Annotated in this window: 11 protein-coding genes; 1 reads left to right on the forward strand and 10 read right to left on the reverse strand. The window is 66.5% G+C overall.

Annotated elements, in window-relative coordinates; translation table 11 throughout:
• Window positions 1-21 precede the first annotated feature (21 nt).
• The 5 genes from ABZU52_RS10235 to ABZU52_RS10255 all read right to left on the reverse strand — a co-directional run bounded on the left by ABZU52_RS10235 (window position 22) and on the right by ABZU52_RS10255 (window position 4,915).
• Window positions 22-906 carry a carbohydrate ABC transporter permease gene (locus ABZU52_RS10235; protein ID WP_354970731.1) on the reverse strand — a complete coding sequence of 295 codons (885 nt, stop codon included), beginning with the start codon at window positions 904-906 and terminating at the stop codon, window positions 22-24.
• Window positions 903-1,811 carry a sugar ABC transporter permease gene (locus ABZU52_RS10240; protein WP_354970732.1) on the reverse strand — a complete coding sequence of 303 codons (909 nt, stop codon included), beginning with the start codon at window positions 1,809-1,811 and terminating at the stop codon, window positions 903-905. The genes ABZU52_RS10235 and ABZU52_RS10240 overlap by 4 nt, the downstream gene beginning before the upstream one ends.
• A complete protein-coding gene (gene ngcE / locus ABZU52_RS10245) occupies window positions 1,811-3,175 on the reverse strand; it encodes an N-acetylglucosamine/diacetylchitobiose ABC transporter substrate-binding protein (RefSeq protein WP_354970733.1) in 1,365 nt (454 codons plus the stop codon). Before ngcE ends, ABZU52_RS10240 begins: the two co-directional genes overlap by 1 nt.
• Window positions 3,176-3,251: 76 nt before the next feature.
• Window positions 3,252-4,001: an SIS domain-containing protein gene (locus ABZU52_RS10250; protein ID WP_354970734.1), complete on the reverse strand. Its 750-nt coding sequence runs from the start codon at window positions 3,999-4,001 to the stop codon at window positions 3,252-3,254.
• Window positions 3,998-4,915, reverse strand: coding sequence for a MurR/RpiR family transcriptional regulator (locus ABZU52_RS10255; RefSeq protein WP_354970735.1), 918 nt, complete (start codon window positions 4,913-4,915; stop codon window positions 3,998-4,000). Before ABZU52_RS10255 ends, ABZU52_RS10250 begins: the two co-directional genes overlap by 4 nt.
• 96 nt (window positions 4,916-5,011) lie before the next feature.
• On the opposite strand from ABZU52_RS10255, the gene ABZU52_RS10260 reads away from it, so the two are divergent.
• Entirely contained in the window at window positions 5,012-5,947 is a 936-nt protein-coding gene (locus ABZU52_RS10260) for a BadF/BadG/BcrA/BcrD ATPase family protein (protein WP_354970736.1), read from the forward strand.
• A gap of 214 nt (window positions 5,948-6,161) precedes the next feature.
• Here ABZU52_RS10260 and ABZU52_RS10265 read toward each other — a convergent pair whose 3' ends face one another.
• The 5 genes from ABZU52_RS10265 to ABZU52_RS10285 all read right to left on the reverse strand — a co-directional run bounded on the left by ABZU52_RS10265 (window position 6,162) and on the right by ABZU52_RS10285 (window position 15,840).
• Window positions 6,162-9,596, reverse strand: a complete 3,435-nt coding sequence (locus tag ABZU52_RS10265) for a discoidin domain-containing protein (RefSeq protein WP_354970737.1) — start codon at window positions 9,594-9,596, stop codon at window positions 6,162-6,164.
• A gap of 413 nt (window positions 9,597-10,009) precedes the next feature.
• Window positions 10,010-10,822: a carbohydrate ABC transporter permease gene (locus ABZU52_RS10270; protein ID WP_354970738.1), complete on the reverse strand. Its 813-nt coding sequence runs from the start codon at window positions 10,820-10,822 to the stop codon at window positions 10,010-10,012.
• A gap of 86 nt (window positions 10,823-10,908) precedes the next feature.
• The gene (locus tag ABZU52_RS10275; RefSeq protein WP_354970760.1) at window positions 10,909-11,805 is read right to left on the reverse strand and encodes a sugar ABC transporter permease; all 897 of its coding nucleotides are present in this window, start codon (window positions 11,803-11,805) and stop codon (window positions 10,909-10,911) included.
• Between the two features lie 63 nt (window positions 11,806-11,868).
• Window positions 11,869-13,131: an ABC transporter substrate-binding protein gene (locus tag ABZU52_RS10280; RefSeq protein WP_354970739.1), complete on the reverse strand. Its 1,263-nt coding sequence runs from the start codon at window positions 13,129-13,131 to the stop codon at window positions 11,869-11,871.
• Window positions 13,132-13,437: 306 nt separating this feature from the next.
• On the reverse strand, window positions 13,438-15,840 hold the full coding sequence (locus ABZU52_RS10285) for a ricin-type beta-trefoil lectin domain protein (RefSeq protein ID WP_354970740.1): 2,403 nt from the start codon (window positions 15,838-15,840) through the stop codon (window positions 13,438-13,440).
• Window positions 15,841-15,860: the final 20 nt, after the last annotated feature.

Genomic DNA, 15,860 nt, shown 5'->3' on the forward strand with positions numbered 1-15,860 from the left:
TGGTGAGGGATGGAGAGGGACCTACTTGACCGAGCCGGCGGTCATTCCGGCGCGGATGTGCCGTTGGAACGCGACGTAGGCGATGAGCACCGGCAGCATGGCGATGGTCAAGCCGGCGAACAGACCGCTCCAGTCGCTGCGATACCCCTGGCTGACCGACAGGGCGGCCAGACCCTGCGCCAGGACGTACCGGTCCGGGTCGGGGTTGAGAACCAGTGGCAGCAGGTACTGGTTCCAGAGCCCGAGGAAATTGAAGATGCCGACGGCCACCAGGCCCGGACGGGCCATGGGGAGCATCACGCGGAAGAAGACCCCGCTGTGCGAACAGCCGTCGATGAATGCCGCCTCCGCCACCTCTCCGGGAAGCGTGCGGAAGAACGCGTGCAGGAAGAAAACCGTGAAGGGCACGGCATAGGCCGCGTACACCAGGATCAGACCGGGGTACGTGCCCAGCAGCCCCAACCGTTGAACGACGAAGAACAGTGGCACGAGCGCCAGGAACACCGGGAAGAACATCGCCGCGACGAAGGTGTAGTAGATGAGCCGGTTGCCGCGGAACTCGTAGCGTGCCAGGGCATAGGCAACCAGGGAGCCCAGCAGCATGGTGAGCAGTAGCGCGCAGCCCACGACGATGACACTGTTGAGGAAGTAGCGGCCGATACTGGCCTGGGTCCACGCTCGCGACCAGTTGTCGAACTGCGGCGAGGCCGGAAGCGACCACGGATCGTTCAGGATCTCGTTGTCGGTCTTGAAGGAACTGATTACCGCCCAGAGCAGCGGAAGCGCGGTGACGACGGCCCAGGCCAGCATGGCGAGGTGCACCGGAAATGTCGCGTAGGACCGTCGATCAGGAACATCAGGGGCCGGCCGGGTGGAGACGGCTGCTCGCTCACGCGTCACTGTCACGCCAATTCCAACCTTTCCTTGCGGCCCGACCGCAGTGCGAGCACGGCCAGAGTCAGCGTGGCGAAGAACAGGGAGACACCCATGGCCGAGGCGTAGCCGAACTTCCCGTACTCGAAGGCGTTGCGGTAGAGCGACAGCCCGATCACCTCGGTCGCGCCGTCCGGCCCACCGGGACCAACTGTCATCACCTGGACGACGGCGAAGGCATCCAGTGCCACGATGCCGAGATACACGAACGCGACCTGCACACTCTCCCGAACCAGCGGCAACGTCACGGTGCGGAAGGTCGCCCAGCCGCCCGCACCGTCGAGCAGCGCCGCCTCGAACAGCTCTCGCGGAATGCCGTCGATCGCCGCGCTGAACAGCACCACGTAGAACCCCACCGACGACCAGACCAGCACCGCCATCACCGCGATCAGCGCCAGTGACGGCGAAGCGAGCCAACTGCGTGTCAATCCGTCCAGACCGACCGAACGCAGTGTCCCGTTCAGCAGGCCGGTGTTCGGGTTGTAGACGAAGCCCCACAGCACCGCGATGACCACGAGGGACAACAACTGCGGGAAGAAGTAGATGATCTGGTACGCACCTGAGCCCGCGATCCCTCGTCGTCCACCGCGGCCGCCGAGGTGCATCACACTCGCCAGGAACAGCCCGATGCCGATGGTCACCGATGGCACCACGGCCAGCATAACCGCGTTGTTTCGCAGCGCGTCCAGGAACAGGGTGTCGCCGCCGAGGCGGGCGTAGTTGCCCGCCCCGACGAAGTGCGCCTCACCGGCAACGCCGGTCCAGTCGGTCAGCGACAAATAGAAGGCCTGCGCGTACGGCGAGAGCACGAAGACCGCGTGCAGCACCAGCGCGGGCACCAGTGCGCAAGCCAGGAACCGCCACTGACCCTTTTTCATCAGCGGGTGTACTTCTTCACCGTGGAATCCTTTGCCAGCGCGTCGGCTGCCTTCTGGATACGAGCCGACCACTGCGCCGCGGTGACACGCCTGTTCACCAACTCGCCGGTGGCGTCGTCGATGGCCTTGGCCAGCGGGGCGTACCAGGTGCGGAACCGGTAGGTGAAGGTCTCGGTCCCGGCCGCCTGGACCGCGTCGCGGACCGAGCCGAGGCCGCTGCTCAGTGTGAGACCGTCGGTGGCTCCGGCCACGGCGGGCAACGTGCCGGCGGTCTCGGCAAAGGCTTTCGCCGACTGCTTGGAGAACAGGATCCGTAGGTACTCCATACCGCCGGCGGGATTCTTCGCCTTTGCCGGGACCAGGAACGATTCGCTGCTGGCCGCCTGCAGCGCGGTGTGCTTCAGGGCGTCCGACGAGGTTCGCGACGGCACCGGGCCCATCACCATGTCGAAGTTCGCCGGGGTTACGCCCTTCTGCTCGCTCTCCAGCCACGAGCCGCACGGGATGATCGCGGCCTTGCCCTGCGACCAGGCCGCCTGCGCCTCGGTGTGGGACAGCGCCTCGGAGCCGGACATGATGTAGCCCTTGCCGGCCAGTTCCGCGAACGCCTCGGCCGCGCTTATCAGAGCTGGCGCCTTCCACGCGTTCGGCTCGAGGTTGTCCACTGCCTTGATCAGCGTCGGTCCGCCGATCTTGGCGGCCATGCCGAGCAGTGGATCGTTGATGTACTCCGGGTACTTTCCCTGGTACGTCCAGGGCGCGACGCCGGCGGCCTTGATGGTCGCGCAGAGCGCGAGCATGTCGTCCCAGGTTTTCGGGTACGTCCAGCCCTTCGCGGCGAAGAGTGGTTTCGAGTACCAGAGACCCCAGACGGTGTAGGTGAAGTTGAGCGTCCGCGGCACCGTGTCGAACGTGCCGTCGTCGACCACACCGGGCAGCAGCGTGTCGCGCACCGTCTTGCCCGGGTCGTCGTAGGCGGGAGCGTCGAGCAGTTGACGCAGATCGCTGACCTGCTTGGCGGAGACCAGCGTGGCGATGTCGAGGCGGTTCGCGCCGGTGTTGTCCACGACGTCCGGCGGGGTGTTCGCGACGAACCGGGGTTGCAGTGCCTCGCCGATCTTCTGGATGCCCTGATGGTCGATCTTGGCGCCCGCGTACTTTTGGGTGTAGAGCGTTCCGGCGCGCTTGCCGTAATCGTCGCCGTACCCGCCCTTGAAGATCACGACCTCGAGGGGTGCGTCCGCCTTGACGCCCAGGGGGTTGTCGGCGCTCTTGGTGCCGGTGTTGCCGGCTGCCGGATCCGAGTCGTCGTCGCCCCCGGTCACGCAAGCACTCAGCAGGGGTAGCGCGACACCGGCGGTCACCGCCGCGCGTAACACGGTTCGTCTATTGGGGTACGGTCCTGACAGGGGTGAACGGTTCATCAGCTGGGCCTTTTCCCTATGCGGTACGCCGGATGCGACCGGCGTACCGCTCTTCGATGTGTTTGTTGTGCTCACGCCCGCCCGGCACGTTGTCGGACAGGTAGACCGGCGGGGTGACCTTGAGCGCCAGCAGCCGCGCCACCACCTCGGTGACGATCTGCTGGGCGAGCAGAGCCGCGGTGATCGACGAGACGGCGCCGACCGCGCCGTCGCCGTAGTCGAGGGACGCGTCGCCGTACGGGGCTCCGTTGTCGAGCACGACGTCGGCGAGGTCGGCGAGTTTGAGCCCGCTGTCGTGCCGCGATTCGACACGGGCGGAGTGCTTCACCGACGTGATCGCGACCAGCGCGTGCCCGCGCTGTTTCACCAGGTGTGCCATCTCCACCACGGCGCCGTTGACGCCGGAGTTGGAGGCGATGACGAACGCGTCGTCGGGCTTGATCGGGGCGAGCGCGTAGAGGCGGTGCGCGACACCGGGGGTGCGCTCGAGTTGTGGGTCGCTGAGCACGCTCGTCGGCTCGCCGCCGTATAGCACGATGTCGCGTAGAGCGATCTTGTTGGTCGGCACGAGGCCGCCGGCCCGACCGGCGATCTCCATGGCGAGAGCCTCGGAGTGTCCGCAGCCGAACGCCTGGATCACCCCGCCGGCCTGCAGTGTCGCCGTCAGCAGATCGGCGGCTTTCGCCACCCGGTCGTCCTGGGTGGTGCCGACGCGTTCGATGGCCTTGCTGATGACCTCGACATAGTCCGCGCTTGTGATCGTCACAGCGGCTTTTCCCTCCGTGCTCGCTTGCGGTTCGCATTGGTGTCCGGCATCCGGTGTGCGTCGACGGCCCGCACGGTGAGTTCGAGCGCTTCGGCGGTGCGTTCGTAGGTGCGTTGCGCGACCGCGACGTAGATGAGGTCGAGGATCAGCAGCTGCGAGTGCAGCGCGGAGAGGGCCGCGAGCCGGAACGTGGTCTCGTGCACCGAGGTGGTGAGGACGACGTCGGCGACCTCGGCCAGCGGTGAACGGGCGAACGAGGTGACCGCCACGGTCAGCGCACCATGATCGGCGGCCTCGGCGAGCATCTCGATCGCCTCCCGGGTCCGACCGGAGTGCGACAGGCTGATCGCGACGTCACCCGGCGCGAGCAGCGCGGCGTTGGTGAGGGCGGCGTGCGTCTCGGCGCGGTACCGCACCGGGATGCGGATGCGTTCGAGCCGGAACGCCATCTCGCTGCCCGCGGTGCCGCTGCTGCCCAGCCCGAAGATCTCCACCCGGCCGGCGGAGGCGATCGCCGCCGCCACCCGTTCGACCGCCGCGGTGTCCAGGCCGGACGCGGTCGCCTGGATGGCCCGGGTGTCGGCGGCGGTGATCAGGTCGAGGACGCTGCCGATCGAATCCTCAGGTGCGATGTCCCCGGAGATATCGATTTCCCAGCGTGCCTGCTCGGCCCGCCCGGTCTCGGTCGCGACGGCCACCCGCAGATTGGCGTATCCCTTGAAGCCGAGCGCTCGGCTGAAGCGGGTGACCGTCGCGGTGGAGGTCCCGGATCGTTCGGCCAGGTCGACGATGCTGGCGTGCGCCGCCGTCTCCGGATCGTCGAGGATGGCCTCGGCGATCTTCGCCAGGGCCTCCGGCATGGTCGGCCCCTCCATGCGCAGCCGCACCAGCAGCCCGCCACTCTCACCCGTCACTAGTGATCGTCCTTTTCATCGAATAGCTGTGGACATGAAAATTACGACCACGCAGACGTCTAGTCAACAAAAAGTTTCTATGCTTCGATCGGCGTCATGATGCTGGTACTGGGTGTTGACGCCGGCGGCACGGCGTCCCGGGCAGTCGTGGCGACCCGGGACGGCACCGTGGTGGGGCGCGGCTCGGCCGGTCCGGGCAACCCGACGGCCGCGGGGCCGGCGGCTGCTCGCTCGATCGGCGCGGCGGTGCGCGAGGCCCTGGGGGAGCACGACCCTGCATCCGTGCGCAGCGGCGTCGCAGGCATCGCCGGCGCGGGCATCATGGCGGACCCAGGGATCACGACGGCCTTCACCGTCGAATGGGCCCGATGCGGACTGACCTGCCCGGTCACCATGGTCGGAGACGCGGTGACGGCCTTCGCGGCAGGCACGTCGGCGCCCTCGGGAGCGGTGCTCATCGCCGGCACCGGCGCGGTTGCCGCCCGAATCGACGACTGGCGCGTCAGCCGTACCGCCGACGGCCTCGGCTGGCTGCTGGGCGACGAAGGCTCGGGCATGTGGCTGGGCCTGCAGGCGGTTCGCTCGATCGCCCGGGCCTGGTCGGGTCCCGCCGTGGACCCCGGGCTGGCTGCCACGATCGCGGCGCAGGCCGGCGTGACCAGCTGCGACGAGCTCGTGCGCTGGGCCGGCCGCCAGCAGCCCGCGGTATTCGCCGCGCTGGCACCCCTGGTCTGTGCGGGCGCCATGGCCGGCGACGCCCTCGCCGAGCGTCTGACCGCCGAGGCCGCCGCTCGCCTGGTCGCCACGCTCGGAAAGGTGGGCCCGCCGGACGGACCCGTCGTGCTCGCCGGCAGCCTTCTGACCGAGACCACCTCGGTGCGAGCGGCGGTCCTGGCCACCCTTGCCGGTCCGATCGCGACCGCCAGGGACGCGGCGGTCGGGGCCGCCTGGCTCGCATTGCGTCAGCTCACCGACCAGGAGGAGGTGGTGCGCCTGCACCACCGCATGCTTCGGCTCGGTCTTGAACCGTAGCTGTTTGGCCGTTGACCAGGACTGCACAAGACGCCGTTGTTGTCGTTCGGGGATCAGCGCAAGGATCTCCAGGAGCGGGTAGGGCCGGCACCGGCCCTGGCGGCGCACGCGGCCTGCCTCCACACCTCGGCGACCACGCTCGCTCTGCCCGTGCCGCATGCGGACTAGCGGGCGGGAGGAGGGGCGCCGCCCCGCTCCTCCCGCCCTCGATGGATCAGATGATCGGTTCAACCCAGATGTTGCGGTAGACGATGTTGGCGCCAGGGTCACCGTGGTCCTGCAGACGGATCGGTCCCGCGGAGGGGCCCTCCGCCGCGCCGTTGCCGGTGGACCCGTTGATCTGGGCGTTGTTGTGGATGGTGACGCCGTTCCACACGACCGTGACTCGGGCGTTCTCCGTCTTGGCTCCGGAGGCGTTGAACCGGGCGGCGCGGAAAGTGACGTCGTAGGTCTGCCAGGTCTGCGGGGCGGTGGCGGCGTTCACCGACGGGGCCAGTTTCTCGTAGATGGCACCGCCCTCGTTGTTGGCGGGGGTGGTGTCTCCGAAGGAGTCCAGGACCTGCAGCTCGTAGCGGTCCTGCAAATAGATCCCGCTGTTGGCGCGGGCCTGGCCGGTGATCTCGGGCGGCAGGTTCGGCAGCCAGAACTCGACGTGCAGCTTGAAGTCGCCGAATGCCTGCTTGCTCTTGATATCGCCGCCCAGAACCTCCATTCCGCCTCCGGCGAGCGGCCAGGTGGCCGGGCTGCCGTTGGCCTGCTGGAAGTTGTTCAGGTTGGACCCGTCGAACAAGGTCAACCGGCCGGCTGCGCCGTACACCTCGAACTCGTAGATTCGGGCGGCGGTGTCAGTGGTGCTCGTGGCCGCCGTGACGTTGATCCGGGCGTACCTGGCCTGCGTGGTGGTGATGTCGTGGGTGGTGGTGCTGGCGGTGTTGCCGGCGACGTTCGCGACCGTTGTCCAGGAGGTGCCGTTGGTGCTGACCTGGAGGTTGAAGTCGCGGGTGTTCCAGGCGGCGTCCTCGCCGCCGGCGCCGGCGTGCTTGACGACGAAGCGGCTCACACTCTGGCTGGAGCCGAGGTCGACCTGTAGCCACTTGGTGGCGCCCAGGGAACACCACTTGTCGGTGTTGCCCCCGCTGACGCTGCCGTTGACCGCCTGGGCCGGGCCCTCGGCGGCCGAGCAGGAGCTGTCCGCGGTTGCCGGCTTGTTCAGGGCGATGTTGCCGGCCGGTGGGGCGGAACCCCCGTAGACCTCGAACTCGTAGATCCGGGCCGCGCCATTGCCGGAGGTGCCACCGTTGGTGACGTTGATCCGGACGTAGCGGGCCTGGCTGGCGGCGATGGTGTGCGTGGTGGTGTTGGCCGTGTTGCCGGTGACGGTCGCGACCGTTGTCCAGGAGGTGCCGTTGGTGCTGACCTGGAGGTTGAAGTCGCGGGTGTTCCAGGCGGCGTCCTCACCGCCAGCGCCGGCGTGCTGGACCACCAATTTGTTGATGTTCTGCGGGGAGCCGAGGTCCACCTGCAGCCACTTGTTAATGCCGAGCGAACACCATTTGTCGGTGTTGCCGGCGTTGATGGTGCCGTTGACCGCCTTGGCCGGGCCTTCCGCGGTGGCGCAGGAGCTGTCGGCGGTTGCCGGCTTGCCGAGGGCGAGGTTGGTGGCGACGGCCTGACCGGGGATCGCGTTCAGCGTGTACCAGACCTCGGTGCTCCAGAGCGACTGACCGTTGCTCGCCGCGAACGGCTTCGGCGAGCGGATGTGCACCACCCGGCCGGGCTTCAGGCCGTTGATCGCGAGCGTGACCTTCTTGCCGTCGGCCGACAAACTCGCCGAGGACACCGACAAGGTCTCCTCGTCGATCTTCGGCCCGCCGTAGGCCGCCGTTGGAACGTAGCGCCACTGCTTTACCCGGTACTTGGTCGCGAGAGCGGTGGCGGTCGCCGCGGACAGCGGCTGGGTATACTCGATCTCGAATCCGTTGGGCAGGGCCCGCATGGCCAGCATGTCGAAGGCGTTACCGCCGTTCGGGGTCAGCTTCTGCAACCCGTAGTTCAACTTGCCGGACTGGCCCCAGTTACCGCCGGCCCCGAGCCCGCCTACGTAGATGGCGCCGTCCGGTCCGCGGTTGACCTCCGAGACACCGGCCTCCAGGCCCTGGGTGAGACGGAACAGCGCACCCTGGTACTCACCGTTGACCTTTTCGACGAAGCCCCGCTGCAGGCCGCCGTAGGTGACGTCACCGATTACGAACTGCCCGGCGTAGGTGCCGCTCGGCATCAGCAGCGGCGTGCTCGGCGAGTTGCCGATCTCGTTCTGCGGCATCCAGAGCACCGGCTGAGTCACCGGCGCGTTGTCGAACGGTCCCGCGGGGTTGAGGTAGTGGTTGAAGAATCGGCCCTGCTTGATGTGCACCAGCTTCGACGCTGGCTGCCAACCACCCTGGTTGTCGGTGACGAAGATGCCGTTCTCAGGCCCCCAACCGATGCCGTGCGGCGTCCGCAGTCCACCCGCCACGTACGACACCGCACCGGTGTCCTTGTTCACCTTGATAGTGGTGCCACGGTTGGGGGCCGTCTGCGGATTCGTGGTGTTGCCTCCGTAGTCGATGCCCACCGACAGGTTCGCGTAGAAGAACCCATCCTGGTAGAGCAGGCCGAAGGCGAACTCGTGGAAGCCGCCGCCGTAGGGCCAGGTCGCGACGGTTTGGTACTGGTCGGCGACCTCGTCGCCGTTGGTGTCGGCCAGTCTGGTCAGCCGTGCCTTCTCCGTGACGTAGACGACGCCGTCGACGACCTTGAGGCCCATCGGCTCCTTGAGGTTGCTGCCGATCCGCTTGGTCGTCACGTTCCCGGGTGAGGTGCTACCACCCGTGTTGGAGAGGATGTAGACCTCACCGGCCTGCGAGGAGCCCGACTGGTCATTGCCGCCCCAGGTGGAGACGACCAGCCGGCCGTCGGGCAGCCAGTCCATCCCGGTGACCTTCGGTTGGAAGCCGTTGGGTCGCAGATTGGTCAGCGAGAAATTTGGGTGCACCGAGGTCAACGGCAGCCCGTCGCCCGGCGAGTCGCCGGTGGCTTCGCACTCCTTGCGGCCCGGAGCGGTCACCCGCACGACGCCGGCGTCGGTGCTCAGCACCGAGTTGGGCACGTTCACGAACGACGTCGAGCCCGGCGTCTGCCACTGCAGGGTCAGTTGCTGTCCGGCGGTCGCCTCGAAGTGCTCGATGCGCAACGAGTGATAGCCGGTGGTGAGGTTGATGGAGCCGTCTTTCGGGGTCGGTCCGTGCAGGCCGTCGTGGTTGATCACCAGCGTGTCGTCGATCAGCAGACGTGAGCCGTCGTCGCTGGTCAAGCGGAATGTGTAGTTGCCGGCTTGGGGGATGTTGACGTTGCCGAGGACCTGGGCCAGGAAGTTGTCCTCAAGTCCGAACTCGGCTGCCGTCGTCCAGTTGACCGTTGACATGAGCTTGTCGATGTTCGGGGTCTGTGCCGGCTTCAGCGTGCAGAGGCTGCTCAGCGAGGTCTGCAGGTCGAAGATCCGAAGTGTGACGCCGGGCTCCTGTGGTGGTGGAGCTGCGGGTGCGGCCGTGGCCGCAGTGGGCAACCACAGGCTGGCACTGGCGAGTGCAGCGATGAGCGCACCCGCCATGGGTAGGCGCGCTCGTCGGGACGGTGCGAACACTTTGCCTCCAGTGGACACGGGACAACGACGCACGATCGCCGACACGGCATCCGCCAACGACGTGTCAGGGCAACCGCTGACAACGATGTCACCTTGGGGTAGTTGGCCTGGCACGCCGCTGCCTGGCGAGGCAAATCTATGATTGTTTCATTCAGATGTCTAGATGTTTTGGGGAAACGGAGTCAACTTCTGCTCCATCGAGCAAAAGTTCGGCCACGGCGGACCCGCGCCGCTGGTTCGGCTGGGCCCAGCGCGCGGCGAGCCGTTCAACAGGCACGGCAAGATCTCGTACGGAGACGCAAGGTCATCGCACAGCCTCTGAGTGAACTGGTCCGCACCGCCTGTCTCGGGTCCCGTGCCAACGCCTCGGGAGCTGGTTTTCAGCTTTTGACGGAGCCCGCCATCAGGCCACTGATGAACCATCGGCCGAGCAGGACGTAGACCAGCAGGGTGGGCAGCGACGTGATGAGGGCACCGGCCATCGAGGCGGCGTAGTCCGGTGACTGGGCTCCGGCGAGCGCGTTCAACGCGATGGTGATCGGGCCGTTGCGGGTGTTGGACAGGAAGATCGCGAAGAGGTAGTCGTTCCACGCCGAGGTGAACTGCCAGATGACCGTCACCACGAAGCCGGGGATCGAGACCGGGAGGATGATCGACCAGAACGTGCGCAGCAGGTCGGCGCCGTCCACCCTCCCGGCCTCGATGAGCTCCTCCGGGACCGTGGTGGCGTAGTAGTTCCGAAAAATCAGCGTGCAGATCGGGATGCCGTAGACGCAGTGCACGAAGATCAGGGTCGGGATGCCCGGCTGGATGCCGATCGTCGTGACGATCTCCCGCAGCGGGATCATGACCGCCTGGTACGGAATGAACATTCCGAACAGGATGAAGGTGAAGATGACGTCGGCGCCCGGGAATCGCCAGCGGGAGAGCACGAACCCGTTGGCCGCTCCAACGATTGACGAGATCACCGCGACGGGAATGGCCAGCTCCAGTGTTCGGATGAACGACGGTCGCAACGCCGTCCATGCCTTTCCCCAGGACGCGACCGTCCAGTGCTCCGGCAGATTCCACTGGCCGGTCACACCGATCTCCGAGCCGGACTTGAAGCTCGTAACGATCAGTACGTAGGCCGGCATCAGCACGACCGCCAGGAAGAAGAATGCCAGAGAATACTTGATCAGACGGCCCGCCATGGAGCCGCGCGTGTTGGGCCGCCGCCGCGCAGGCGGTGGGGAGACTCGGCCGATCGTTGCCGGTGATGCGGGAATACGAGTCGTGGTCACGCTCGGCGCTCCACCCGGTTGGTGTAGATGAGGTACGGGACAATGACCAGCGCCACGAGCACCAGCAGGATCACGGAGATCGCCGCGCTCTTGGCGTAGTCGCTGGTCAGCAGTGCTTGCCAGACGTAGACGGCGGGCACCTCGGTGAGCCATTGCGCGCCGGACACGCTCATGATCAGGTCGAACATCTTCATCGACATGTGCCCGACGATGATCAGCGCGGACAGCGCTACCGGGGTGAGTTGCGGGAAGATCACATTGCGGTAGAGCCGGTAGGTACTTGCGCCGTCCATTGCTGCGGCCTCCCGCAGCTCCTGTGGAATGCCGCGGAAGCCGGCCAGGAACAGCGCCATCACATACCCGGAGAGCTGCCAGATGGCCGGCAGGGCCATCGCCGCCATGCCCCAGTCCGGGTTGGTCCACCAGGTGTTCTCCAGGAAGCTCAGGTGCAGCCCGCCGAAGACACGGTTGAGGCCGCCTGCGTTGTCACCGGTGCCGGGGTTCATCAGCCAGCGCCACACCACCCCGGAGGCGATGAACGAGACCGCCATGGGGAACAGATAGACGGTCCGGAAGAATCCCTCACCGCGGACGCCGCGCTCCAGCAGGAACGCCCACAGCAGACCAAGCAGCATCGTTCCGACCATGAACACTGCGGTGAAAATCAGCAGGTTCTTCAGTGAGTGCATGAACCGGCCGTTGATGTCATTGGTGAACAGGTCCGTGTAATTCTGCAGCCCGACGAAACCCTTCGACCCACGGGCGTTGTGCTCGTCGGAGACCGACACCTTGATGGTCCAGGCGATCAACCCGTAGACGAAGACGGCGAGCAGGATCAATGAAGGGGAGATCAGCAGCAGGCCTGGTCCCCATTGCCGGATTTTACGCATCAGATCCTTCCGCGGCGCGAGCTCAAGGGCGGGACGACCTCAGTCGTCCCGCCCTTGAGCGATGGCTTACTTCTTGGTGAACTGACCAGCGGCGGATGCCAGAGCCTTCTGGAGGCTGGCGACGTCCTGCTTCGTGGAGAACGCACCGAGAGCGGAGTTGGCCGCACCCTGCCAACCCTGGGAGCAGGCCGCGCCATGGGCGCAGGACGGAACTTGGGTGGCCGACTTCCAGTCGGCCATGGCGGACTGCTGGTACTTCGGGTAGTCAGCAGGCACGGCGTCCGTACGCGCCGGGATGGACCCCTTCTTGGTGTTGAAAGCCTTCTGTCCCTCAGCGCTGCCGACCGTCTTGAGCCAGCACTCGGTGCCGCCCGCGTTCTTGGCGCCCTTGGGCAGTACGAACGAGTCGGCCAGCCACTGGAACGTGCTGCCGTTGCCGGGGAAGGTGAGGTAGCCGTAGTCGGTGAATCCCTTGGCGTCGAGGTCGGCGGCCTCCCAGTCACCCATCAACTGGTAGGCAGCTTTGCCGTCCATGACGAGCTTTTCCGCGTCGGTCCAGTCGAGGGCGTCGCGGTCGGAGTTGGTATAGGTCAGCAGCCGCTTGAAGTCGTTGATTGACGTGGTGACGTCGGCGCCGTTCCAGTCGGTGCTGCCATTCCACAGCCCGGTGAACTTTTCCGCGCCCAGATTACTGATCAGAACCGACTCGAAGAGCATGAGCTGAGTCCAGTCCTTACCAACGGCGAGCGGCGCCTTGACGCCAGCCGCTCTGACCTTGTCCAGAGCGGCGAAGAACTCGACCAGGGTCTTGGGGTCGGTGGTAACGCCGGCTTCCGCGAGGACCTTCTTGTTGGACCACACCACGTTGGCTCGGTGTATATTCGCTGGCACCGAGTAGATCTTGCCGTCGACGGTGAGGTTGCTGATCAGGCCGGGCGGGAAGGCCGCCTTGAGGCCCCACGTGTCGTAGTTGGCACTGATGTCCTCGATCTGCCCAGCGTCGATGTAATCGAGCAGTTCCGCACCGGCGTGCGCCTGGAAGGTGTCCGGCGGATCGCCCTGCTGCAGCCGCGAGGCGAGAACCGACTTCGCGTTGGCGCCGGCACCGCCGGCGACGGCACCGTTCTGGAACGTCTGACCCGCACAGTCGGTGTTGAACCGGCTCACCAGACCGTCCAGCCCGGCCTTCTCGCCGCCGTCGGACCACCAGGTGAACACCTCGACGTTCTTCGAATCGGCGCCGCCGCCGTCGTCACCGCCGCAGGCTGCTGTCGACAGCAGGGCGGCGACGCCAACGAGGGCCACCGCGGCCCGTCGGGTAAAGCTCATAATTCCTCCAGTATTGAGTTGATGACATCGTTGTCGCACCTGCCGGACGACCCTCCTACGTGGAGGCATGACTGTCAATCAACCCTCGTCTTCTGTGTCCCTGTCGTAACGTCGACGGAGACCCCTCACCTGACGACCGCTGGTCGACGAATGATCGTCGACCAGCGGTCGTCAGGTCAGGCGCCAGTTGCCCGATCCTGAAGAGCTGGACGTCAGGTGCTCGGCTGGGCTGGTCCGCTACGTGTCGCGTGTGGGTGGGTAGCGGACCAGCCCGCGGTTGGGGGTTCGGCTGCTATTCGGGGTTGGTCAGCTTCGTGACCATCTCTGGTTCGGGCCGCCGGTGCAGGTCCAGATCTGCAGCAGCGTGCCGTTGGCGGTGCCGTGGGCGGTGGCGTCCAGGCATTTGCCGGAGCCGACGCCCACGATGGTGCCGTCGGGGTTGACGTTCCATTGTTGGTTGGTGCCGCCGCTGCAGTCGTAGATCTGCACGGCGGTGCCGTCGGTGGTGCCTGCGCCGTTGACGTCGAGGCACTTGTTGCCGTAGACGGTCAGTTGCCGGGACGCGGCGGCGGTCCAGGACTGGTTGGTGCCGCCGTTGCAGTCCCAGAGCGCGACCACGGTGCCGTTGGTCTGGCTTGCGCCGGGAACGTCGACGCACCGCCCCGACTCCTGACCCCGCAGCACACCACCAACGTTGCCGTCGCCCGGGCCGTTGGGGGTGACCGTCAGGTTGTCGAACTGGTTGGTCTGGTAACCCACGACGCCGATGCCGACCTGTCCGGCGCCGTACGAGGCGTCGTTGACGGTGCCGAGGGTGGCGCCGTCGAGGGTGGCGGTGATTTGGGTGCCGGAGAAGCCGAGCTTGATGTTGTGCCAGGTGTTCAGGCCCAACGCGCTACGGGTGCCCGAGGCCAACGTGGTCGTCGTGTTGCTGGTGGTGTGCTTGGCGATGGACCAGCTGCCGGTGTTGCTGATCCGCAGCTGGTAGGCCGCCTGCCGGTTCTGCGGGCGGAGTTGGGTGTTGGCCCGCCCGAGCAAAGTGACGGTACCTGCCTGCTGCATGTTGACGTCGGTGCTGACGGTGTAGTTGCTCCAGGACGTGTCGCCGACGAGGCCGAAGGCCTCACTGTCGTCCTGCCAGTTGATCGGCTGGACCGGCGCCACCTGCTGCAGGCACCGGCCGGAGCGACCGGCCGCGCAGTCGCGTACCTCGTAGGCGCCCTGCATGGTTTGGAAGTACTTCGCCATGCCCCGGTTGGGGTAGCTGTCGAAGTTGTCCGTGTATGGCAGGGCCAGCGCCCTGGTCGCAGGGCTGGTAGCCGTGCCCTTGCCCTGGCCGGTGGTTGTGGTGAGCGTGTAGATCCGGTTGGGCTGCATGGTGAGCGAGTAGGACCCGTTCGACGGGGTGATGTCGGCCTGCCTGGCGAAGTGGCTCGCCGGGTTCGACGAGCCCATGTCGGTGGACCAGACGCGCACGGTTCCGGTGCTCAGTCCACCGGAGACGGTCACGTTCACCGTTTGGGTGGAGGTCGTGCCGCTGGTCTCGTAGATGGTGGAGTAGTCGGTGTTGTTCGGGGACTTCAGGCTCACGTAACTGCCGTTGGCCCGGTTGCCGCCGAGGTAGCCGCTGGCCGAGCTGTTCAGGTAGCGCCAGCCGGGCTGCGTGAACTGGGCGTAGTGGGCGTTGGCCCACAGGTTCTTGCCCACCCGGTACGACCCGGACCACGGCGAGCCGGCGTCCATCAGACCTACTGTCGCGTAGGGTAGGTTGGGGGTGATGGCGGCGATCAGCGGCCAGTTCATGTAGCCGGTGATCTCCGCGTCCAGGTAGCCGCGGTTGACCGTGCGGATGTACGGGACGACTCCGTCGTTGTCATCCTGTGAGCCGAACTCGCTGGCCCACAGGGGTTTCCCCGAACTTCGTGCGTTCTGTGTGGTGGAGCAGGACTCCGCCTGCGACAGATAGCCGCACACGTAGTGGTTACCGAGCACGCCCACCGCGTTGCGCAGTGTCGGGTCGTTCGCGAACTCGTCGGCCATACCCCAGCCGCTGTCGTCCCCGACGATCTGCACCGAGCCGTACCCGGCCGCGTTCAGCGACGAGCGCAGGTTCTTGTACCAGCCGCTGTCGTGGCCGCGCTCGTTCCAGCCGCCGAGATAGTTGATACTGAGTCCGTGCTGCCGGGCGCAGTTCAGCCACGAGATGTCGTAGTCGATCATGTCTTGGGACCAGAAATTGTGGTTTCCGATCCAGCCGGGTGCCGTCCACGGCAGCGCGACCAATTTGATGTTGGGGTTACGCGCGACCGCCTGCTCGCCGAGCCAGAACTCGTAGCCGACGTTGCAGTTGATGTCACCGCGTACGTGCTGGTGACTCGGCTCCGCGCCGTCGGTGGAGTTGGCATCGCCGCCGATCTCCAGCTTCAGCAGCTGCACTGCGGCGCCGTAGTTCGGCTTGAACAGGTAGTCGAGGATCTGCGAGCGCTGGGGTTCCGGATAGTCGATCAGCAGCCGGGAGTTGCCGCCTCCGCCGCTGATCGCACCGACCCCGTCGAACGTCCGGCCGACGATGCTTCCGTTCACGTTGACCGTCGTGGTGGCGGCGCTCGCCGGTGGCGCGCTGATGACGTAGGCCATCGTCACGAGCAGCAGGGATGCGGCCAGGACGCTGAGACGGCGGAGTCTCGGTCTGTGTTGCGCAGGGGACATCAGGTGTTACTCCTTCAGGG

Source organism: Micromonospora sp. NPDC005220 (genome assembly GCF_040607895.1).
GTDB lineage: Bacteria > Actinomycetota > Actinomycetes > Mycobacteriales > Micromonosporaceae > Micromonospora.

Coding starts and splice junctions, on each gene's coding strand:
- ABZU52_RS10240 (WP_354970732.1), bottom strand. CDS start 1,811: ATGAAAAAGGGTCAGTGGCGGTTCCTGGCTTGCGCACTGGTGCCCGCG.
- ABZU52_RS10260 (WP_354970736.1), top strand. CDS start 5,012: ATGATGCTGGTACTGGGTGTTGACGCCGGCGGCACGGCGTCCCGGGCA.
- ABZU52_RS10265 (WP_354970737.1), bottom strand. CDS start 9,596: ATGGCGGGTGCGCTCATCGCTGCACTCGCCAGTGCCAGCCTGTGGTTG.
- ABZU52_RS10270 (WP_354970738.1), bottom strand. CDS start 10,822: ATGGCGGGCCGTCTGATCAAGTATTCTCTGGCATTCTTCTTCCTGGCG.
- ABZU52_RS10280 (WP_354970739.1), bottom strand. CDS start 13,131: ATGAGCTTTACCCGACGGGCCGCGGTGGCCCTCGTTGGCGTCGCCGCC.
- ABZU52_RS10285 (WP_354970740.1), bottom strand. CDS start 15,840: ATGTCCCCTGCGCAACACAGACCGAGACTCCGCCGTCTCAGCGTCCTG.